General features: G+C 43.5%; 27 protein-coding genes. 26 read left to right on the top strand and 1 reads right to left on the bottom strand.

From position 1 onward, the window contains the following. The first annotated feature begins 74 nt into the window (after window positions 1-74). The 22 genes from FGQ85_RS03890 to FGQ85_RS03795 all read left to right on the top strand — a co-directional run bounded on the left by FGQ85_RS03890 (window position 75) and on the right by FGQ85_RS03795 (window position 14,093). Window positions 75-485, top strand: a complete 411-nt coding sequence (locus tag FGQ85_RS03890) for a TIGR04076 family protein (RefSeq protein ID WP_087252007.1) — start codon at window positions 75-77, stop codon at window positions 483-485. Between the two features lie 20 nt (window positions 486-505). Next, window positions 506-1,147: an HD domain-containing protein gene (locus tag FGQ85_RS03885; protein WP_138372718.1), complete on the top strand. Its 642-nt coding sequence runs from the start codon at window positions 506-508 to the stop codon at window positions 1,145-1,147. A gap of 37 nt (window positions 1,148-1,184) precedes the next feature. Next, the gene (locus tag FGQ85_RS03880; protein ID WP_138372717.1) at window positions 1,185-1,577 is read left to right on the top strand and encodes a DUF2500 domain-containing protein; all 393 of its coding nucleotides are present in this window, start codon (window positions 1,185-1,187) and stop codon (window positions 1,575-1,577) included. Window positions 1,578-1,638: 61 nt separating this feature from the next. After that, on the top strand, window positions 1,639-1,803 hold the full coding sequence (locus FGQ85_RS18285; RefSeq protein WP_171027876.1) for a hypothetical protein: 165 nt from the start codon (window positions 1,639-1,641) through the stop codon (window positions 1,801-1,803). 25 nt (window positions 1,804-1,828) lie between these two features. Then, window positions 1,829-2,410 carry an AAA family ATPase gene (locus FGQ85_RS03875; RefSeq protein ID WP_207738693.1) on the top strand — a complete coding sequence of 194 codons (582 nt, stop codon included), beginning with the start codon at window positions 1,829-1,831 and terminating at the stop codon, window positions 2,408-2,410. Then, entirely contained in the window at window positions 2,388-2,849 is a 462-nt protein-coding gene (locus FGQ85_RS03870) for a GNAT family N-acetyltransferase (RefSeq protein WP_138372715.1), read from the top strand. The genes FGQ85_RS03875 and FGQ85_RS03870 overlap by 23 nt, the downstream gene beginning before the upstream one ends. Window positions 2,850-2,870: 21 nt before the next feature. Continuing rightward, on the top strand, window positions 2,871-3,020 hold the full coding sequence (locus FGQ85_RS19095; RefSeq protein WP_347563041.1) for a hypothetical protein: 150 nt from the start codon (window positions 2,871-2,873) through the stop codon (window positions 3,018-3,020). After that, a complete protein-coding gene (locus tag FGQ85_RS03865; protein WP_347563044.1) occupies window positions 2,984-3,412 on the top strand; it encodes a GNAT family N-acetyltransferase in 429 nt (142 codons plus the stop codon). Before FGQ85_RS19095 ends, FGQ85_RS03865 begins: the two co-directional genes overlap by 37 nt. A gap of 14 nt (window positions 3,413-3,426) precedes the next feature. Continuing rightward, the gene (locus tag FGQ85_RS03860) at window positions 3,427-3,975 is read left to right on the top strand and encodes a DUF3795 domain-containing protein (RefSeq protein ID WP_138372714.1); all 549 of its coding nucleotides are present in this window, start codon (window positions 3,427-3,429) and stop codon (window positions 3,973-3,975) included. Window positions 3,976-3,996: 21 nt separating this feature from the next. After that, window positions 3,997-4,383 (top strand): SdpI family protein, encoded by a 387-nt coding sequence (locus FGQ85_RS03855; protein ID WP_138372713.1) that lies wholly within the window; start codon window positions 3,997-3,999, stop codon window positions 4,381-4,383. Between the two features lie 2 nt (window positions 4,384-4,385). Further along, entirely contained in the window at window positions 4,386-4,805 is a 420-nt protein-coding gene (locus FGQ85_RS03850) for a GNAT family N-acetyltransferase (protein ID WP_138372712.1), read from the top strand. Between the two features lie 35 nt (window positions 4,806-4,840). Continuing rightward, window positions 4,841-5,401, top strand: coding sequence for a hypothetical protein (locus FGQ85_RS03845; RefSeq protein WP_138372711.1), 561 nt, complete (start codon window positions 4,841-4,843; stop codon window positions 5,399-5,401). A gap of 13 nt (window positions 5,402-5,414) precedes the next feature. Continuing rightward, window positions 5,415-5,834 (top strand): hypothetical protein, encoded by a 420-nt coding sequence (locus FGQ85_RS03840; RefSeq protein ID WP_087167962.1) that lies wholly within the window; start codon window positions 5,415-5,417, stop codon window positions 5,832-5,834. Between the two features lie 70 nt (window positions 5,835-5,904). After that, window positions 5,905-6,348 (top strand): hypothetical protein, encoded by a 444-nt coding sequence (locus FGQ85_RS03835; protein WP_087167961.1) that lies wholly within the window; start codon window positions 5,905-5,907, stop codon window positions 6,346-6,348. Between the two features lie 177 nt (window positions 6,349-6,525). Continuing rightward, window positions 6,526-7,962, top strand: coding sequence for an FAD-dependent oxidoreductase (locus FGQ85_RS03830; RefSeq protein WP_138372710.1), 1,437 nt, complete (start codon window positions 6,526-6,528; stop codon window positions 7,960-7,962). After that, on the top strand, window positions 7,955-8,860 hold the full coding sequence (locus tag FGQ85_RS03825) for a tocopherol cyclase family protein (RefSeq protein WP_138372709.1): 906 nt from the start codon (window positions 7,955-7,957) through the stop codon (window positions 8,858-8,860). Before FGQ85_RS03830 ends, FGQ85_RS03825 begins: the two co-directional genes overlap by 8 nt. A gap of 154 nt (window positions 8,861-9,014) precedes the next feature. Next, window positions 9,015-9,380: a nucleotidyltransferase domain-containing protein gene (locus FGQ85_RS03820; RefSeq protein WP_138372708.1), complete on the top strand. Its 366-nt coding sequence runs from the start codon at window positions 9,015-9,017 to the stop codon at window positions 9,378-9,380. Continuing rightward, entirely contained in the window at window positions 9,377-9,769 is a 393-nt protein-coding gene (locus FGQ85_RS03815) for a HEPN domain-containing protein (protein WP_138372707.1), read from the top strand. Before FGQ85_RS03820 ends, FGQ85_RS03815 begins: the two co-directional genes overlap by 4 nt. Before the next feature lie 44 nt (window positions 9,770-9,813). Further along, window positions 9,814-10,755 (top strand): hypothetical protein, encoded by a 942-nt coding sequence (locus FGQ85_RS03810; protein ID WP_138372706.1) that lies wholly within the window; start codon window positions 9,814-9,816, stop codon window positions 10,753-10,755. Between the two features lie 53 nt (window positions 10,756-10,808). Further along, complete coding sequence (locus tag FGQ85_RS03805; RefSeq protein WP_138372705.1) at window positions 10,809-12,158, top strand: MATE family efflux transporter; 1,350 nt, start codon at window positions 10,809-10,811, stop codon at window positions 12,156-12,158. Between the two features lie 43 nt (window positions 12,159-12,201). Continuing rightward, entirely contained in the window at window positions 12,202-13,065 is an 864-nt protein-coding gene (locus FGQ85_RS03800) for an AAA family ATPase (RefSeq protein ID WP_138372704.1), read from the top strand. Between the two features lie 14 nt (window positions 13,066-13,079). Next, window positions 13,080-14,093 (top strand): aldo/keto reductase, encoded by a 1,014-nt coding sequence (locus FGQ85_RS03795; RefSeq protein WP_138372703.1) that lies wholly within the window; start codon window positions 13,080-13,082, stop codon window positions 14,091-14,093. A gap of 76 nt (window positions 14,094-14,169) precedes the next feature. On the opposite strand, the gene FGQ85_RS03790 is transcribed toward FGQ85_RS03795, so the two are convergent. Further along, window positions 14,170-15,720 (bottom strand): L-glutamate gamma-semialdehyde dehydrogenase, encoded by a 1,551-nt coding sequence (locus FGQ85_RS03790; protein ID WP_138372702.1) that lies wholly within the window; start codon window positions 15,718-15,720, stop codon window positions 14,170-14,172. Window positions 15,721-16,023: 303 nt separating this feature from the next. On the opposite strand from FGQ85_RS03790, the gene FGQ85_RS03785 reads away from it, so the two are divergent. The 4 genes from FGQ85_RS03785 (at window position 16,024) to FGQ85_RS03770 (ending at window position 19,194) form a co-directional block, all read left to right on the top strand. Continuing rightward, window positions 16,024-16,671 carry an ROK family protein gene (locus FGQ85_RS03785; RefSeq protein WP_171027875.1) on the top strand — a complete coding sequence of 216 codons (648 nt, stop codon included), beginning with the start codon at window positions 16,024-16,026 and terminating at the stop codon, window positions 16,669-16,671. Window positions 16,672-16,680: 9 nt separating this feature from the next. Further along, window positions 16,681-17,283 (top strand): flavin reductase, encoded by a 603-nt coding sequence (locus tag FGQ85_RS03780; RefSeq protein WP_138372701.1) that lies wholly within the window; start codon window positions 16,681-16,683, stop codon window positions 17,281-17,283. Window positions 17,284-17,387: 104 nt separating this feature from the next. Next, window positions 17,388-17,840 (top strand): MarR family transcriptional regulator, encoded by a 453-nt coding sequence (locus tag FGQ85_RS03775; protein ID WP_087167950.1) that lies wholly within the window; start codon window positions 17,388-17,390, stop codon window positions 17,838-17,840. Then, on the top strand, window positions 17,833-19,194 hold the full coding sequence (locus tag FGQ85_RS03770) for an MATE family efflux transporter (protein WP_138372700.1): 1,362 nt from the start codon (window positions 17,833-17,835) through the stop codon (window positions 19,192-19,194). The genes FGQ85_RS03775 and FGQ85_RS03770 overlap by 8 nt, the downstream gene beginning before the upstream one ends. Window positions 19,195-19,262: the final 68 nt, after the last annotated feature.

Below are 19,262 nucleotides of genomic sequence, written 5' to 3'. Positions count from 1 at the left end.
ATGATGGATGGTATAATAGTGAATATAAATCAGAAAAGGAAATCCAAATTTATAAAGAACAGGAGATAAAAGCGATGCAGCATGAATGTAAAATTACAGTATTAGAAACAAAAGTATTTCCTGAGTATCAGGAGAAGTATCTTGCTGATCCGAAATCAGGACCTTGCCCGTTTTTCAAGAAAGGGGATACATTTGTCTTAAAAAGAACAAACGAACAGGATGATTTCTATCATCTGATGAACGGAAAATTCTGTGGTGAAGCATGGGATGCGATCAGCAGATATGTGTATACCGCATTACAGGGAGGCTCCATTATGCGCAACTGGACAAATGATGACAGAATGATGATTGCCTGCTGTAACGACGGTACAAGACCGGTGATCTTCAAGATTGAAAGAATTGACATTCCGGAAACGGAAGAAGAAAAGGAATGGCTTGAAAAACAGAATTTCAAAAATGATGCCAGCGATGCCTACACAGGCTGATTGAAAAAGGAGGCCCGCTTATGGAAGAGGCTGTGATTCAGAAAGCAATTCAGTATATCAAAGAGTATTTTGCTGATGACTACAGTGGACATGATTACTGGCATTCGTTCAGGGTCTATAAACTGGCAGAAGAAATTGCCAGGAAAGAGCAGGCGAATCTTTTTATTGTCCGCCTTGCGGCACTTTTGCATGATGTAGATGACAGAAAAATATCTCCCGATACTTATGAAGGAAAGGAAAACGCAGTTTCTTTTATGAAACAATGCGGCATAGATGACAGAATTATTTCTGATGTCTGTACCATCATTGAAGATGTTTCTTATGAGGGAAATTCCATGACACCACAGAGTTTGGAAGGAAAGTGTGTGCAGGATGCAGACAGAATTGATGCTATCGGGGCAATCGGTATTGCACGTGCCTTTTCCTATGGCGGAAATCATAATAGAGCCATTTATGACCCTGAGATAGAACCGTCTCTGAATATGACAAGAGACGAATACAGAAAGAATATCTCAACAACCATAAACCATTTTTATGAGAAGCTTTTTCGCTTAAAAGAGCTTTTGAATACCTCGACTGCAAAAGAAATTGCAGAGCACAGGGACAGGTTTATGCATGAGTATGTAGATGAATTCCTCCTTGAGTGGGTGGGAAAACGGTAACAGGGAAAAGTTTATTTATACAGAAAGAGGGAAGAAGATGTATACAGAATTTGATACAGCATATGGATTATTTGAAGGCATGTTTGCTATTGTTTTTATTCTGGTGATTGGATCATTTGTTGTCATGGCAGTAAAAGGACTCAGCACCTGGAATAAAAATAACAACTCTCCCAGGCTGACAGTGTCGGCTGTTGTGGTCGCAAAACGTTCTGATGTGTCTTATCATCATCATGCAAATGTAAACCATACCGCTCATGTTGCTTCCAACACGACCTATTACGTCACTTTTCAAGTGGAGAGCGGAGACAGAATGGAGTTTTCGGTCAGCGGAAGCGAATATGGAATGCTGGTGGAAGGGGATCAGGGAAAGCTCTCTTTTCAGGGAACAAGATATCTATCTTTCCAAAGAGAAGGACAGCAGGAAGAATAATAAAAAATAGAACTGGAAGAAAAGATGCGGAACAGTGGCAGAAGTGAAGGAGGGAAAATCTGTGAAGAATAAAAAATCCGATGATAATAAAGAGAATAATAAACTCGCCATTGGACTTTGCCTTGGACTTTCATTTGGCCTGTTATTCGACAATCTGGCACTAGGGTTATGCCTGGGTGTAGCGTTTGGATGTATGCCGGATTTCAACGGAAAAGGGAAGAAATAGATGAACTGAAAGGCGGATTATTATTATGCATGGAATGATTATTTTTGGCCCCGCAGGATCGGGGAAAACGACGTTGGGCAAGTTTGTTGCCGACAAAATGGAGATTGCTTTTTTGGACATTGATGAATATATTTGGCGGAATGATACGGAAAAGCCATATTCGGTCATGTATTCAAAAGAGGAAAAAATCCGTAATCTTATGGAAGCGGTACAAAAAGCGAAGGAATTTGTTATGGCCGGTTCCATGAACAGTTTTCATGAGTACTTCGATCCCATGTTTCTTCTGGCAGTTTACCTGACCGCAGATGCAAAAGTCCGTGTAACCCGTATTCATGAAAGAGAACAAAAAGAGTTTGGTGATCGTATTCTGCCTGGCGGAGATATGTACGAGGAACATCAACAGTTCCTGAATGACGCAGCAAATTATGACGGGAATGCGGCATCCTGTAACAAAAGCCAGCATGAGTTATGGCTGAATCAGATAGGGTGTCCGGTGCTGAAACTCAATGGAGAAGATTCACTGGAAAAGAATGCAAAAGTAATTATAGAAACATATCGGCGTATATCTTCGGAGGGAAAAAGTGATGCAGATCAGAATTGCAAATGAAAATGACGTGGAAGCGTTAAGGAGGCTGTACCGGGAACTGGAGGCTGACGGGGTAAAGTATCAGCCGGAACATTTTGTCATTGGTTATCGGAGTGACGCATTTTTTCAAGAGATTTTCGAGAGTGGGAATCAGGATATTCTTGTGGCAGAAGAAGAGGGAACAGTGATTGGATTTTCTCATGTCATGATTCTGAAACAGAAAGAAGTGGCGTGTTTAAGGCCGCAGACAGTTGTATACATACAGGACCTGGATGTCATGGAGAGTGAGAGAAGCAGGGGAATTGGAACACTTCTCATGAATGCAAGTAAGGAGTATGGGAAAAAGTACGGTGCAGATTTTATCAGAACGCAGGTGTTCCCTCAAAATACAGCCGGAATCCGGTTTTATGAACGAAACGGTTTCCGAGAGATGATGAAAACGATCGAGTGTCAGTTTTGATAAGTAGTTTGGAGAGGAAAGATGGAAAGAGATTTTTTCATGAAAACTAAGAGAATCGGCTTTTCAGAATGGGAAGCGGAAGATATCGAACTGGCGAAACTGTTATGGGGTGACTCTGAGGTGACAAGGGGTTTATCTGTGCCAGCGGGATATTTCGTCAGGAGGAAATAGAAAACCGCCTGAAGAGTGAGATAGAACGTAACAGTATCTACCATGTTCAGTATTGGCCGATCTTTGAGCTCGCATCGAAGGAACTGATTGGATGCTGCGGTTTGAGGCCCTATAAGGAAAAGACATATGAAATTGGCTTCCGTTTACGTCCAAAGTTCTGGGGGCAGGGGTTTGCAACGGAAGCGGCGACGGCAGTGATGGAGTATGCGTGCACCAGCCTTGGAGCGGAAAGATTGTTTGCGGGACATCATCCGGATAACAAAGCCTCCCAAAAAGTTCTTGGAAAACTTGGCTTTCAATATACCGGGGATGAATTTTATGAACCAACCGGATTATATCATCCTTCTAATGAATGGAAAAAGCAAGCCTGGTGGCTGTGTGAAAATTGCTGAAGGGGAAGTGTATCATGAAGGGATTTGAAAGAAAGGATCAGCTACTATCTCTTTGCGGTCTGAATTGCGGACTGTGTTCCATGCGCCTGGGAGGACATTGTGGCAGCTGCGGAAATGGAAACCAGTCCTGCAAAATTGCAAGGTGTAGTCTGGAACATGGCGGTCTGGAATACTGCTTTGAATGCAAAGAATATCCGTGCGGAATATATGAACAAATAGAAGCGTTTGACTCATTTATTACTCATAGGAATCAGAAATCTGATTTGAATAAGGCTAAGAGAATCGGCATTCATGCGTATCATTGTGAGCAGAGAGAAAAAATAGAAATATTGGAGTATTTGCTGACAAATTATAACGATGGGCGGAAAAAGAGTATGTTTTGCCTTGCAGTGAACCTGATGGGTCTGTCTGATCTTCGTGAAGCGGTGAAGCAGATTCAACAGATGAATGGTTCAGAGAAACGCCCGATAAAAGAGAAAAGTGCTTATGCTGCAAAGATTTTGCAAAGTATTGCCAAACAGAGAAACATTAAGCTGAAACTGAATAAAAAGAAAAAAATATAGTTGAACTAGGGAGGGGACAGTATGGGATTCTGGATTTTTATGTTTCTGATGACTCTGTGGATACCTCTTACCATGATTGGGTTTGGAAGATATTTTCAGAAAAAGGCGCCGAAAGAGATCAATGCGGCGTTTGGCTATCGCACAAAGAGGTCTATGAAAAACAGAGATACATGGACATTCGCCCACAACTATTTTGGAAAACTCTGGTATATTTGCGGAAGCATATTACTGCTACCTTCCATTCTTGTCATGCTGTTCGTAATTGGAAAATCAGAAGATGCAATTGGAACAGCCGGAGGGATTCTCTGTGTGATCCAGATGATTTTTCTGGTAGGACCGATCTGGCCGACGGAAAGGGCGCTGAAGCACATGTTTGACAAGAACGGGAACAGAAAGCAGGAGGGATAAGGATGGTGAAAATCAGATACGCGGAATACTCCGATAAAGAATATTGGTTTAGTGTTGACCAGCATATGCCGGAATCGGAATTTGAATATAAAGTGCAGACAAAGAGGGCCTATATTCTATGCTTGAACGATAAACCGACCGGACTTTTAAGATATAATCTGTTCTGGGACAATACGCCGTTTTGTACGCTTCTTTTTATCGAAGAAGAATATCAGAGAAAAGGATATGGAAAACAGCTGATGGAGTACTGGGAGCAGGATATGAAACGGCAGGGATATGGCATGCTGCTTACATCTACACAGGTGGACGAAACGGCACAGCACTTTTACCGGAAACTTGGATACAAAGACTGTGGAGGGTTTGTGATTGATATTCCTGCTTATGCACAGCCGATGGAGCTGTTTCTGATCAAGGAAATTTAGACAGGATGGGCCCCTAAAAAGGAGAGCAAAAGTGTATGGACAAAATACTGGATGTAAATGAAAAAACATATGAAGTGATCAAACTTCTGGGAAAAGGGAAAGGCGGATATTCCTATCTGGCATCAGACGGGGAACGGGAAGTAGTGGTAAAACAGATTCATCATGAACCGTGTTCCTATTATCAGTTTGACGATAAACTGGAGGCGGAACTTAGGGACTATAAGCGGTTGAAGGAAATTGGAATAACGATTCCTGAAATGCTGGATGTTGACAGAGAGAAAGAGAGAATTGTAAAAGAATATATTGCCGGAGATACAGTATTTGAAATGGTGCGAAAAGACTGTCTGCCAGACACTTGTCTGGAACAGGTGAAAAAGATGTGCGGGCTTCTCTATAAAAAAGAAACCAATATTGATTATTTCCCGACTAATTTTATCCTGCAGGATGGGATTCTGTACTATGTAGATTACGAATGTAATGCCTATATGGAAGAGTGGAACTTTGAAAACTGGGGAATCAGGTACTGGTCAAAAACACCGGAATTTATCAGGTATGTAGAAGAACAGGAAAAAGTGACCGCTAAGCAGGCAAACTGAAAGGAGAAAGACCATGCTATTTAAGAGAAAAAGATTTGGGATTGTTTTTTTGATCCTGTTGCTTTTGCAGGGATGCAGTAACGGAGGGGATGTAAGTAAAGTACAGATTGATTATGGACAATCTTCGATATATTCGCGGGAAGATATGGATTCTGCAATTCAAAAAATAAAAGAAGAATTCAAAACCTGGAAAGGAGCAAAGCTTCTTTCGGTGTCATATACGGATGATAAACGGGCAGAAGAAGAACTTTCTTATTGTAATGAATTAAAAGATGGTGCGGATTTTAGTGAGTGTATTGTTTTTGAATCTGTTTTTCATTCCCCAAAGAAAGATAGTGGTGCATGGAATCCGGATCAGGATTATACAGGATGGCAATGGTATCTGGCAAGAAGTGGAAAGGAAGACTGGGAATTACTCACATGGGGATACTGATCAATTATATGGCACATGTGAATGGCGGAAAAAGTAAGTCAGATGAAATGAGTATAGATGGAGGCATTTTATGTGTTCAATTTGTGGTTTGGACTGTTGCAAGGAATGCAGCAGAAGAGAAGAATGTGGCGGATGCCAAAAAGTAGACGGACATCCTTTTGGCGGAACATGCATTGCTGCTGAATGTATTAAACGTGGTGGACAGGAAGAGTTTTTGAAGTTAAAAGATACACTGATCTCGGAATTCCATGCATTAGGAATAGAGGGGCTTGAAGTAAAAGAGCTTCATTTATTGAATGGCTTTTTTGTGAATTTGGAATACCCGCTCGCAAATGGTCAGTCTGTAAAATTGCTTGAAGATAAGAAAATCTATTTGGGAAATCAGATCGAAAGGCCTGGTTCGGACCGCTGCTATGGAATTGTCGCGGATGAATCTTATCTGCTTGTATGCGAATACGGCTGCAATGGTACAGATCCTGAAATTATCATATATAAAAAGCGCAATACTGTGTGATGCTTTTGGAATGAATAGTGGGAAATAGGATGGAAAGAGAACATGGATGCAGGATGATATCTGTACCATGTTCTTTTTTGTTCTTAAGCCGGAATTTCTGGAAGGAAAAATAAAGAACAAGTATGAAATCTTTTCCTCCTGGAAATCTTATGAGTAAAAGGATTCAGGAGGCGAATGATGGAATCGATATGGACTCAGATCTGTAATCATCGAGAAAAAAGGCCTGCTTTGGACAGGCAGATAGAGGCGGATGTGGCTGTAATCGGCGGAGGAATGGCGGGGATTCTGACTGCATGGCAGCTGGAACAGGCCGGAGTCCGTACCGTTGTTCTGGAGGCAGATCAGATCGGTCAGGGACAGACGAAAAATACCACTGCTAAAATAACGGCTCAGCATGGATTGTTCTGTCATACATTTCTTGAGAAAAAAGGAGAAGAGGCGGCCAGAAACTATGTGCAGGCCAATCAGGAGGCGGTGAAAGAGTACGAGAGGATCATACAGGAAGAAAGAATTGACTGCGACCTGACAGAAGCAGATTCGTTTGTTTATTCCTCGGACAGAGAAAAATTAAGACAGGAAACAGAAGCGGCGCAGAAACTGGGAATCCGTGCAGAGCTAAAAGAGCAGATTGAAATTCCCATCCCTTGCGCAGGGGCAGTCTGTTTTCCAGATCAGGCGGAATTTCATCCATTAAAATTTCTCTATGCACTGTCGGAAACATTGAAAGTGTACGAAGACTCTCAGGTAAAAGGAGTGGAAGAACATCTGGTGAAAACCTCCCTCGGAAGCGTGAAAGCAGATTATATCGTCTTTGCGGTACATTTTCCATTCATTAATTTCCCGGGTATGTATTTTACAAGAATGCATCAGGAGCGCTCCTATGTACTTGCGCTGGAGAATGCAGGAAAAATAGAGGGAATGTACATTGGTGAAGGAGAAGAAAAACTTTCATTCCGGCAGTATGACCGCTATCTTCTGCTTGGCGGGCAGGGGCATCGGACCGGGGAAAATAAAAGTGGAGGGTGCTATCAAAAGCTGAAAGAAGCCGCGAAAGCATATTACCCGGACAGCCACGTGGCGGCCTGCTGGTCTGCGCAAGATTGTATCACGGCGGACAGTATTCCATTTATCGGAGCGTATGCGTCTGACAGACCCGGATGGCTTGTGGCATCCGGATTTCAGAAATGGGGCATGAGCTCGTCGATGGTATCGGCAATGCTTCTTCGGGACAAGATCTGTAACATCGAAAATCCGTATGCTGAAACCTTTGCGCCATCGAGATTTTCGACAGAAGAGATCCCGCAGATAGCAAGAGACAGCGGACATGCAGTGAAAGGATTGGCAAAACGCTTTTTTCACGTGCCGGAAGAGACTGCAAATATGCTGGAGCGAGGACACGGGGCTGTAGTAGAGACATCTCAAGGGAAGATGGGAGTGTACAAATCAGAAGAAGGAGAACTGTTCAAGGTAGATATTGTCTGTCCGCACCTGGGATGTGAATTGACGTGGAATCCGGATGAACAGTCCTGGGACTGCCCGTGCCACGGTTCCAGGTTTGATGTTAGAGGAAATCTGTTAGACGGGCCGGCGCAGGAGGGAATTCAATATGAATAATTATTTTTACGGATGGTATTTTCGGTGTCAGGGAGAAGACGGGAGCATGGCTGTCATTCCGGCTGTGCATTTGTCAGAAACAGAGGAATCCTGTTCGATTCAGGTTATTACAAAAAACGGAAGCTATTACAGAACATTTCCGATTCAGGAGTTTCGAATCAACAGGGAAAAAGGGAGCATGAAGATTGGAGAAAACCTGTTTTCCAGAAAAGGAATTCGAATGAAGCTGGAAATGGATCAAATTTCGGACGAAGCGGGGATGAAGAACGATACAGACGAGAAGAAATCAGTAAGGATTACAGGAGTTCTACGCTTTGGTAAGTTTACAGAATTAAAGCATGATATCATGGGGCCTTTTGCCCTCATCCCTCGTATGGAATGCAGACATGCGGTTTACAGTATGAAGCATACCGTGAATGGAAGTATGAAACTGGGGCAGGAGACCATGCGGTTTCAAAACGGAACAGGCTATATGGAAGGCGACACCGGAACGTCATTTCCTGAACGATATATATGGACACAGCATTTTCTGCCGGAAGGATCGCTGATGCTTGCAGCAGCCACGGTTCCATTTGCAGGCAGTTCTTTTACGGGGACGATCGGTTTTCTGTGTTATGGAAAGCGCGTATACCGTTTTGCAACCTATCTGGGAGCATCAGTCAGAAAAATGGGAGAAAAGGAGTTGATGGTCCGGCAGGGAAAATACAGGCTGCGGGTACGATTTCCGGAAGGGGCAGGCAATACACTGAAAGCCCCGGATAAAGGGAAAATGACCCGGAAAGTGCGGGAAAATGTTTCCGACAGGGCAGAATATACCCTGACCCATGGGAAGCAGGTTTTGCTGCATGAGATTACAAAATGTGCGGCAATAGAATTTGAACGAAAAACAGGAGCTTGAGAAGGAAATTATTTTATAGTAATTAAGGAACGCTTCACCGGGGGGGGCGTTCCTTTTGTGTTTTTGATTTGGCAAAAAGAAATGACAGTCCGAAGCCTGGATGATATAATATTAGAAACGTCAGTTGATAGTATGATGGATCGGAGGTTGTTTTTTGAAACAGGTAAAAGTATACAAAAAAGAATATGAAAAACTTCCAGTAAGGTTTCAAAAGAAACTGGAAAGCGACCTGAACTATCTGATAAAAGCGAAAATTCCGGGATTGAAAAAAATATATCTTTTTGGAAGCTGCGCCAGAGGGGAAGTTCGAAGCAGTAGTGATATCGACCTTCTGATTTTAACAAAAACTCAGCTCATGGACAGGTCATTAACGGCAGATATTCGATGGACATTAGATGAGGACTTGGATGGTGTAAGGACAGATGTGGTGTTTGCTTATGAAGAAGGATGTCTGTCCAGTCAGGTTTTTCAAAGAGAAGTAGAGAAAGATAAAAAATTGATTTTGGAGGTGATAGAATGATAAAAAATACCTATATAGATATTGCGGAAAATGATTTGCAATATCTGGAATCTGTACTGCAAACAGGGAGTACATTTTATAATCAGCTGGCAGTACAGTGTCAGCAGGTTGCAGAAAAATTTTTAAAGGGATATCTGGACAAATTGCTTTTAGAAGAGGATATTTCGGATTTGCTTAGAAAACATAATATGAAAAAAATGGCTTCTAAATTAAATGAATGGAATCCAGAACTCAATTTAGATACAATCGGACTGGCGTATCTGACAGATTTTTATTTTGATGCACGTTATCCGGGAGATGATTTTTATACCGTATCAAAAGAGGAATTCGAAAAGTGCCTTGCGATCATGTATGATACAGTGAAAAAATTAAAAAATCTTGAACTTTAAATCCGGCAGAAAACAGAGGAAAGAGAAGCAAAGGAGGGAAAAGTATGAACTATTATGACGAGGAACTTCAGCGTCTCCAGCAGGAGATGATGGAAAAAGAAAGAGCAGATGCAAAGCTGGCGGATCTTTATATCCAGCAGAATGAGCTGGAGAAGAAGGCGGCAGATCTAAAGAAGATCATGGAAGATGAGCAGGAGGATGTGGACCGGCTGAACCGAAAAAGTCTTACTGCGTTTTTATACCGGGCATCCGGAAAGATGGGAGAAAAGCTTTCGAAGGAAGAAGAGGAGGCCTTTGCGGCTGCTGTAAAATACGATGCTGCCGCAAAGGAGCTGCAGGCTGTCGAAGAAGATATTGCATATTATGAAAAACAGGCATCGGGGCTTCCGGACTGCAAGATTCAATATGAGAGGATGCTTGAGGCGAAAAAGGAAGAGATCAAAGAATCGGGCAATATAGAAGCCGGGAAAATTCTGGAAATGGAAAGACAGATTGCCGCTATAGAAAATCGCAGAAAAGAAGTGAAGGAAGCGATCAGCGCCGGGGAAAGAGCACGTTCCATTGCAGAAGAGACGCTGGAAGGTCTGCAAAGTGCTAAAAACTGGGGAATGGTGGATCTCATCGGCGGTGGTATTATGTCGGATGTTATCAAATATGATAAACTGAAATCGGTAAAGGACAGAACAAGTGCGCTCCAAATGGCATTGCGTACGTTCCGGACAGAACTTTCAGATGTTTCAAGCCGGATTGAAGGGCCGCTTCAGGTAGAGGTTGGAGAGTTCCTTCATTTTGCAGACTACTTTTTTGACGGGATTTTTACAGACTGGATGGTCTATGACAAGATCAAAGTGTCAAAGGAACGGGCTGAGCAGACATACAGCCAGATACAGGGTATTTTGGAACAGCTAAGGAAGATGCAGGAACAGCTTCATACGGAAGAGGAACAGAAAAGAAGAGAACTTGAGCAGATTGTACTGAAAGGATAAGGACTGTGAAAACTGGTCAGAGTAGAGAAATTCAGAGGAGGTAAGAAGACAGCATGAACCAGAACACAGCGGTATTGGAGTCAATGCCGGTTGCACAGGCAGTGAGAAAGCAGATTGTACCGGCAATCGCAAGCCAGATGATCGCGTTAATCTACAATCTTGCAGACACATATTTTGTAGGGATGCTGAATGATCCCAATGAGACGGCAGCAATCACGATTGTGTATTCATCTTTCGTGATGCTGACTGCCATTTCAAATCTGTTTGGAGTGGGAGGTGCAAGTGCCCTTTCAAGAGCGCTCGGCGGGAAAAAGACGGAGGATGCCAAAAGGATTGCGTCAATTTCCTTTTGGGGAGGACTAGGATGCGGTATCTTGTTCGCAATTGTATTTTTGATTCTGGCCCGTCCGGTCCTGTTTCTCTGCGGAGCAACCCGGGCAACATATGAGACCGCATTTGCCTATGCAAGATGGGTTGTTGTGATTGGAGGACCGTGGACAATTTTAAATACGCTGCTGGCGAATCTGGTACGTGCAGAGGGAAGTGCAGCGCAGGCTGCCATTGGCGTATCCATGGGAGGAATTCTGAATATCATTCTGGATCCTTTTTTTGTACTTCCGGGATTCCTTTCCATGGGAGCAGCAGGAGCGGGGCTTGCCACGGCTGTCTCTAATGTGGCGGCAACGATTTATTTTCTCGTCTATATTGCAAGGAACAAAGGAAAATCTGTGATCAGCATTTCACCGACGGAACTTCGATACTGGCGACAGTTCCTTGGGCCGATACTGGCAACAGGATTCCCGTCGGCTGTGCAGTATGCCCTGACGGTGGTTGCCATTGCGGCACAGTCCCGGTTTGTGGCACAGTACACCACGGAAGCGGTGGCAGGACTTGGAATAGTCAAGAAACTGGATCAGCTTCCTTTATATTTCTCGATCGGAGTGTCAAACGGGATTCTTCCGCTTCTGGCATACAATTATTCGGCAGGCAATCAGGAGCGAAGAAGGGGTGTATTTCGGCTGGGAAGTACAATTTCTCTTGCCTTTTCGCTTCTGTGTCTGGTTGTTTACGAGATTTTTGCACCGCAGCTTTCGGGTCTGTTTATCAAGGATCCGGTCACAATCCAGTACAGCGCAGGATTTTTACGCAGAATGGTGACTGCCATGCCGATGATGTCGGTCTGCTATCCAATGATTATCCAGTTTCAGGCGATGGGAAAATTCAAGGAGTCTATGGTCTGCTCCATTTTGAGAAAAGGAGTTCTGGATATTCCGCTTCTGTTTTTGATGAATGCGCTTCTGGGGCTGAATGGATGTATGTGGGTTCAGCCGATTGTGGATACTATCTCCCTGATTGTCGCAGGCAGATTTTATAGAAAATTGAGAAAGACAGAAGGAATTTGATGGGCCAAATGAGTGAAAAAGATATGGAAAGGCGGGAAGGATAATGATCTATCTGGAGTGGTTTACATTTCCGGACAGTGAAAAGGAATTTGACTTTTTTCTGAAGCAGAAACGTACCTGTTATGATTCCTACTATCCGTTTCAGATTTTGTCCAGGCATCATTTCCGGAGAATTGATTTTGCACCGGTTACCATTCTCTATGGAGGAAACGGGAGCGGAAAAACGACAGCTATCAATGTCATTGCGGAAAAACTGAATCTGGAGAGGGATTCGGCCTTTAATAAATCCAGTTTTTTCGGAGATTATCTGGATTTCTGTGATTATGATACACAGATACCGGTTCCGAAGGTAAGCCGGATCATTACAAGTGACGATGTATTTGACTATATGCTCAATATCCGGAGTATGAACGAGGGAATCGACCGGAAGAAGGAAGAGTTGTTTGAAGATTATCTGGATGTGAAATATTCTCATTTCCGGATGAATTCACTGGATGATTATGAGCAGCTGAAACGGGTGAATAAAGCAAGAAGCAAAACCCAGTCCCGGTTTGTAAGGTCGGAGCTGATGGACAATATCCGGGAGTATTCCAACGGAGAGAGTGCTTTTTTGTATTTTTCAGAGAAGATTACGGAAAATGCACTGTTTCTGCTGGATGAGCCGGAGAACAGTCTGTCACCGGCCAAACAGCAGGAACTGGTGCGGTTTCTTGAGGACGCGGTACGGTTTTTCGGATGTCAGTTTGTGATTTCTACGCACTCACCATTTTTACTGTCCATGAAGGGAGCCAGAATCTATGACCTGGATGAGGATCCCGTGGATGTGAAAAAATGGACGCAGCTGGAAAATGTGAGGGCGTATTATCAGTTTTTTAAAGAGCATGAAGATGAGTTTACAGCATGGTAAAAGGAGGAAGAAACATGGAACATGTAGTATTAGGGAAGACAGGCCTGAAAGTCAACAAAAATGGATTTGGCGCGCTGCCGATTCAGCGGATTTCCAAAGAGGACGCAGTTGTTTTACTGCAGAAGGCATTCCAGAATGGCATCAACTATTTTGACACAGCAAGGGCTTACTCCGACAGTGAGGAAAAGATGGGAGCAGCACTTCATGAGGTGCGGGATCAGATCATTATCAGTACCAAAACGGCGGCTCAGAATGGGAAGGACTTCCGGAAGGATCTGGAAATGAGTCTGGAAAAGCTCCAGACCGACTATATTGATCTGTACCAGTTCCACAATCCGGCATTCTGCCCGAAGCCGGGGGATGGTTCCGGCCTTTATGAGGCGGCACTGGAGGCAAAGGAACAGGGAAAGATCCGGCATATCGGAATTACCAACCACCGGATCGCTGTGGCAAAAGAAGCGGTTCTGTCCGGTCTTTATGAGACGCTGCAGTTTCCATTTTCTTATCTTGCATCTGAGGAAGAGGTGGAACTTGTAGAACTTTGCCGTCAGAAAGAAGTCGGATTTATCGCGATGAAAGGACTTGCCGGAGGCCTGATCCACAATTCTGCTTCTGCTTATGCATTTATGTGCCAGCCGCAGTTTGCCCATGTAGAGCCGATCTGGGGGATCCAAAGAGAATGGGAACTGGATGAATTCCTTTCCTATCAGGAACAGGCTCCGGAATTAAATGAAGCGCTTCTGGCGGAAATACAGAAAGATAAAGATCAGCTGGCGGGAGAGTTCTGCCGCGGATGCGGTTACTGTATGCCGTGTCCGGCAGGAATCGAGATCAATAACTGCGCAAGAATGAGTCTGATGTTAAGACGTGCGCCACAGGAAGCGTGGCTGTCTGAGGAGTGGCAGGAAAAGATGAAAAAGATCGAGAACTGTCTCCACTGCGGCAGCTGTATGAAGAAGTGTCCGTACGGTCTGAATACACCGGAGCTTTTGAAACGGAACTATGAAGACTACAAAACATTTTTATAAAAATACATAGAATGACAAAACGCAGATATGGCAGGAAAATCTGATTTTCCTGCCATATGTCTGTCTTGATATGAATTTAATATGTCAGATCCTCGCATACGGATTTCAGATTCAGGAAGTTGGTGAGGTAATCTCTTGTTCCTGTTTTTGCGTCCGTACCGGACATATTGAAGCCGCCGAATGGATGCTGCAGAACAACAGCTCCGGTGGACTTTCTGTTGAAGTAGAGATTTCCAACATGGAATTCTACTTTTGCTTTCTGGATATGTTCTCTGTCCTCTGTATATACCGATCCGGTCAGACCATACTCGGTTCCGTTTGCAACTTCCAGTGCTTCGTCAAAGGAATCCACACGGATCACAGCAAGTACCGGTCCGAAGATTTCTTCTTTTGCGATGACAGCGTCTTTTGTAATGTCACGGACAACGGTTGGTTCGATGTAAAAGCCTTTGGAATCGTCATAATTTCCGCCAAAGACAATCGTGCCTTCCTTGCGTGCTGTTTCGATGTAGCCGGAGATCCGGTCAAATGCGCTCTGGTTGATGACCGGGCCCATCGGAAGATTATCACGTCCGCTTCCCTGATTTTCTTTGAGTTCTTTTGCGCAGGCAACGATTTCTTCTACAAATGCATCATATACATCGCTTAATACGACTGCTCTGGAGCATGCGGAGCATTTCTGTCCCTGGAAAGAGAACGCTGAATTTGCGATTCCGGCAGCGGCACGTTTCAGGTCTGCGGAAGAATCTACGATAATCGCATTCTTTCCACCCATTTCTGCTACGACACGTTTGATCCAGATCTGGCCTTCGGAAACTTCTGCTGCCTTCTGGCTGATGCGCAGTCCCACTTCTTTCGAACCGGTAAAGTTTACGAAGCGTGTCAGCGGATGCTGTACAATATAATCCCCGATGACGGAACCGGATCCAGGAATGAAATTGATAACGCCGTCCGGGAAACCTGCTTTTTCGCAGAGTTCTACGAATTTATAAGCTACGATCGGTGTGTCGGAAGACGGCTTGCAAACAATAGTGTTGCCTGTGATGACGGCAGAAACAACCATGCCTGCAAGAAGAGAAAGCGGGAAGTTCCACGGTGGAACAGCTACACCGACTCCGATCGGAATGTAGATGCATTTACATTCTTCTTCTGTGTCTACCAGTTCCAGGCCTTTATCAAGCTCACGCATATGCATGATATAGGAGTTGAAAAAGTCCAGAGCTTCACAGAGCTCTCCGTCTGCTTCGCCCCAGTTTTTGCCGCTTTCCTCAATGCTCCAGGCATCGATGAGAAAACGGTTTTTCTTCATGAGGTCCACCAGTCTGCGAACACAGCAGATCCGTTCCTCGGCAGGAGTTCTGCTCCATGTTTGAAATGCTTTATGTGCTGTCTGAATCGCTTTATCTGCAAGCTCCTGATCACAGGAACTGACCTGTCCGAGGACTTCTTTCGTTGATGGCGCGATAGAAACAATCTTTTTGTCTGTCATAATGCGTTCGCCGCCGATAATCAAAGGATAATCCTGGCCTTTTTCTTTATCTACCTGTTCAAATGCTTTGAGCATTGCTTCTTTGTTTTCTGGAATCGAAAAATCCAATTCTGGTGAATTCTTAAATCCTTTTAACATGCATATACCTCCTGTTTTGTATATTTTTACACTACAACAAATATATTATCATTTTCGATTTCGCACGTCAATGCTTTAATTTGACGAAAACTGATAAAAAGGGGAAAAAAGACGATTGATGAAGAAAGACACATTTGAAAAAACGTAGAAAAAGAGCATAAATATGCAAACAAAAAAGGGAAACTCAAAAGTTGAAAAGAAACGTTGCGGATAGATAAGAAAACGAAAATGTGGTACAATCTAACCATAAAAGTAAGGAAACAAGGGAGGAAAGAATGAAAAATTTACTGGTATGTATTGATATTGGAGGAACTTCAGAAATGCTTCGGACTGCCGGCAAGTATTGAAAATGATGCAAATTGTGCCGCTATGGCCGAAGTAACTTTTGGAAACGGGAGAGGATGTAAAAATCTGGCTTTTGTAGTATGCGGTACGGGGATTGGCGGAGCAGTCGTGATAGATGGAAAAATCTGTCATGGTTCACATTTGTATGGCGGGGAATTTGGTTGTATGGTGATGAGAGATGACGAGGGAAAGCTTAGTACGTTTTCTTTACAGGCTTCTACAATGTCACTTGTGCGAAGAGTCCGGAAGGTTTATCCAGATCAGGAATGGGATGGAAGACGGGTGTTTGAGGAAGCGGAAAAGAATGATTCCGTCTGCCGGGCTGCCGTTTCCTGCTTTTACAGAAAGCTTGCCGAAGGAATTTATAATATTCAGCATGTTTATGATCCTGAGAGAATTTTGCTGGGCGGAGGAATCAGCAGCCGCGAAAACTTTTCGGATGAAGTGCAGAAATATCTTCAGGATCTTGCGAAGGAGGTGGAAAAAGCTGCAGGGACAAAAGTTATTGTTCCGGATGTAAGAGTATGCAGTTATCGGAAAGATGCCAATCTGGCCGGAGCTGCAGCAGTATTTATGCAGAAGTACCCGGAAACTGCCGGGAGATAAGGAGGAAAAATGGATAAAAAGGCAATGTATCGATTAAGCTATGGGCTCTTTGTTGTAACTGCAAAGGAGGGGGAAAAGGATAATGGATGTATTACCAATACGGTAATGCAGGTGACCTCATCACCTAATAGAATTTCTCTCGCAGTGAACAAGGAAAACTACACACATGATATGATTCTTCATACAGGAAAATTTAGTGTTTCCGTGATTTCTGAACAGGCTTCATTTGATCTGTTCCGGCATTTTGGGTTTCAAAGTGGAAAAGACAAGGATAAATTCGAAGATTTTCAAAATGTTCAACGGAAAGAAAATGGACTGTATGTGATTACCGAAGGAACGAATGCATGGCTTTCAGCTAAAGTAATTCAGTCGATAGATCTGGGATCGCATACGCTTTTTCTTGCAGAGGTGGAAGATGGCGAAGTAATATCGGAAAGCCCGTCTGCAACCTATGCATATTATCAAAATGTGATAAAACCAAAAGCGGAAACAACAAAAAAGACCGGATGGAGATGCCGGATATGCGGATATATTTATGAAGGAGAGGAACTTCCGGCAGATTTTATCTGTCCGATTTGCAAGCATGGGGCGGAAGATTTTGAAAAAATCTGACAGAGTCTGTTGACAAATGAAATTACCGTACTATAATAGTTCACTGAGAAACGGTTTCTTAGTGAACTATTATTTTCGCTAAAAATGAACCGGGAGGTGAAATCATGTATAAATTCGGAGAACTATGGAACGGACTTCGAAGTATGTTGCGGCTATATGAAAAAATGATGAAAAATGTATGCAGAAAATATGGCTTATCGATGGTAGAGGTAGATATTATAGCTTTTTTGAAAAATCATCCCATGAAAGATACAGCGGCGGATATTGTAGAATTCAGGATGCTTTCTAAAGCAGCTGTTTCAAAAGGAGCGGAACTTTTGATTCAAAAAGGGCTTCTGGAACGAAATCCGGATCAAAAAGACAGGCGGAAAGTACATCTGATTTTAACAGAAGATGCGCAGCCGATTATGTATGATGTTCAACAAGTGCAGGAGTCCTATGCGGCTCAACTGTTGGATGGATTTTCAGAAGAAGAATATGAAACTTATATTCACCTGAAAGGGCGTATTCTTGAAAATGTGAAAATCGGAGAAGAAAGAGGGTATGACCATGAATGACGAGAAAGAATTTCTAGGCAGGGAACCGGTCGGGAAGCTTCTGCTAAGACTGGCACTTCCCACGGTTGCTGCCCAGCTGATCAATATGCTTTACAATATCGTAGACCGAATGTACATCGGACATATTCCGGAGATCGGAGCGACAGCTCTGACGGGAGTCGGGGTATGCATGCCTCTGATTCTGATTGTGTCTGCTTTTGCGGCACTTGTAGGTTACGGTGGTGCTCCCAGAGCATCTATCGCAATGGGAAGAAAAGATAATGAAGCAGCAGAAAAGATCCTGGGAAACTGCTTTACGCTTCAGATTATTATTTCCATTATCCTGACAGTGGTTCTTCTGATCTGGAACAGAGACTTCCTGATGGCATTTGGCGCAAGTGAGAATACGATTGACTATGGCGTAAGCTATATGAATATCTACGCACTTGGAACCCTGTTTGTAGAAGTAACACTGGGAATGAATTCCTTTATCACTGCTCAGGGATTTGCAAAGACGGGAATGCTTTCTGTACTGATCGGTGCAGTTACCAATATTATCCTGGATCCGGTCTTTATTTTCGGATTTAATATGGATGTCCGGGGAGCTGCCCTTGCGACAATTATTTCTCAGGCACTTTCCTGTATCTGGGTCGTACATTTCCTCTGCGGAAAGAAAACAACACTGAAAATCCGCCGGAAAAATATCGGCATACAGCCTAAAATTGTGCTTCCATGTCTTGCACTTGGTACCTCGGTTTTCGTAATGCAGGCAAGTGAAAGTGTTATTTCTGTGTGCTTTAACTCTTCCCTCCAGAAATACGGAGGAGACATTGCAGTTGGAGCGATGACCATTCTGACCAGTGTTATGCAGTTTGTAATGCTTCCGCTTCAGGGTCTTGGACAGGGCGCGCAGCCGATTATCAGTTATAACTACGGATCCAAAAACGTGGACAGGGTACGGGCAACGTATAAGCTGCTTCTGAAAGTCAGTCTGGCATATTCTGTGCTTTTGTGGCTTCTGATTATGCTGTTCCCGCAGGCATTTGCCGCAATGTTTACAACAGATCCGGAACTGATGGAATTTACAAAAACCGCACTTCGTATTTATATGGCGGCGACATTGATTTTCGGAATACAGATTGCATGTCAGATGACCTTTAATGCGCTGGGAAATGCAGTGGAATCTATCGTAGTTGCGGTAGTAAGAAAATTCATACTGCTGATTCCGCTGATCTATCTGATGCCGGTGCTTCTGTCATCCGATCCGGTAAAAGCAGTCTACATGGCAGAACCGATTGCCGATATCATTGCCGTTACATTTACAGCAATACTGTTTTATTTCCGATTTAAGAAGACACTCGCAAAATTACAATAAGCAACGAAAAGAATCCTGCAATGTCAGGGTTCTTTTGCTATACAGAAGTTTTACTTTCCAGTATAATA

The organism is Pseudoflavonifractor sp. BSD2780061688st1 E11 (assembly GCF_005844125.1).
GTDB lineage: Bacteria > Bacillota > Clostridia > Lachnospirales > Lachnospiraceae > Sellimonas > Sellimonas catena.
Note: the sequence above shows the minus strand (reverse complement) of the source record. Positions and strands in the feature narration are given on the sequence as shown.

What these genes read in the sequence shown, in the direction of transcription:
- FGQ85_RS03890 (WP_087252007.1), top strand. Translation starts at nt 75, where the DNA reads ATGCAGCATGAATGTAAAATTACAGTATTAGAAACAAAAGTATTTCCT.
- FGQ85_RS03885 (WP_138372718.1), top strand. Translation starts at nt 506, where the DNA reads ATGGAAGAGGCTGTGATTCAGAAAGCAATTCAGTATATCAAAGAGTAT.
- FGQ85_RS03880 (WP_138372717.1), top strand. Translation starts at nt 1,185, where the DNA reads ATGTATACAGAATTTGATACAGCATATGGATTATTTGAAGGCATGTTT.
- FGQ85_RS03875 (WP_207738693.1), top strand. Translation starts at nt 1,829, where the DNA reads ATGCATGGAATGATTATTTTTGGCCCCGCAGGATCGGGGAAAACGACG.
- FGQ85_RS03870 (WP_138372715.1), top strand. Translation starts at nt 2,388, where the DNA reads ATGCAGATCAGAATTGCAAATGAAAATGACGTGGAAGCGTTAAGGAGG.
- FGQ85_RS19095 (WP_347563041.1), top strand. Translation starts at nt 2,871, where the DNA reads ATGGAAAGAGATTTTTTCATGAAAACTAAGAGAATCGGCTTTTCAGAA.
- FGQ85_RS03860 (WP_138372714.1), top strand. Translation starts at nt 3,427, where the DNA reads ATGAAGGGATTTGAAAGAAAGGATCAGCTACTATCTCTTTGCGGTCTG.
- FGQ85_RS03855 (WP_138372713.1), top strand. Translation starts at nt 3,997, where the DNA reads ATGGGATTCTGGATTTTTATGTTTCTGATGACTCTGTGGATACCTCTT.
- FGQ85_RS03850 (WP_138372712.1), top strand. Translation starts at nt 4,386, where the DNA reads ATGGTGAAAATCAGATACGCGGAATACTCCGATAAAGAATATTGGTTT.
- FGQ85_RS03845 (WP_138372711.1), top strand. Translation starts at nt 4,841, where the DNA reads ATGGACAAAATACTGGATGTAAATGAAAAAACATATGAAGTGATCAAA.
- FGQ85_RS03840 (WP_087167962.1), top strand. Translation starts at nt 5,415, where the DNA reads ATGCTATTTAAGAGAAAAAGATTTGGGATTGTTTTTTTGATCCTGTTG.
- FGQ85_RS03835 (WP_087167961.1), top strand. Translation starts at nt 5,905, where the DNA reads ATGTGTTCAATTTGTGGTTTGGACTGTTGCAAGGAATGCAGCAGAAGA.
- FGQ85_RS03830 (WP_138372710.1), top strand. Translation starts at nt 6,526, where the DNA reads ATGGAATCGATATGGACTCAGATCTGTAATCATCGAGAAAAAAGGCCT.
- FGQ85_RS03825 (WP_138372709.1), top strand. Translation starts at nt 7,955, where the DNA reads ATGAATAATTATTTTTACGGATGGTATTTTCGGTGTCAGGGAGAAGAC.
- FGQ85_RS03815 (WP_138372707.1), top strand. Translation starts at nt 9,377, where the DNA reads ATGATAAAAAATACCTATATAGATATTGCGGAAAATGATTTGCAATAT.
- FGQ85_RS03810 (WP_138372706.1), top strand. Translation starts at nt 9,814, where the DNA reads ATGAACTATTATGACGAGGAACTTCAGCGTCTCCAGCAGGAGATGATG.
- FGQ85_RS03805 (WP_138372705.1), top strand. Translation starts at nt 10,809, where the DNA reads ATGAACCAGAACACAGCGGTATTGGAGTCAATGCCGGTTGCACAGGCA.
- FGQ85_RS03800 (WP_138372704.1), top strand. Translation starts at nt 12,202, where the DNA reads ATGATCTATCTGGAGTGGTTTACATTTCCGGACAGTGAAAAGGAATTT.
- FGQ85_RS03795 (WP_138372703.1), top strand. Translation starts at nt 13,080, where the DNA reads ATGGAACATGTAGTATTAGGGAAGACAGGCCTGAAAGTCAACAAAAAT.
- FGQ85_RS03790 (WP_138372702.1), bottom strand. Translation starts at nt 15,720, where the DNA reads ATGTTAAAAGGATTTAAGAATTCACCAGAATTGGATTTTTCGATTCCA.
- FGQ85_RS03780 (WP_138372701.1), top strand. Translation starts at nt 16,681, where the DNA reads ATGGATAAAAAGGCAATGTATCGATTAAGCTATGGGCTCTTTGTTGTA.
- FGQ85_RS03775 (WP_087167950.1), top strand. Translation starts at nt 17,388, where the DNA reads ATGTATAAATTCGGAGAACTATGGAACGGACTTCGAAGTATGTTGCGG.
- FGQ85_RS03770 (WP_138372700.1), top strand. Translation starts at nt 17,833, where the DNA reads ATGAATGACGAGAAAGAATTTCTAGGCAGGGAACCGGTCGGGAAGCTT.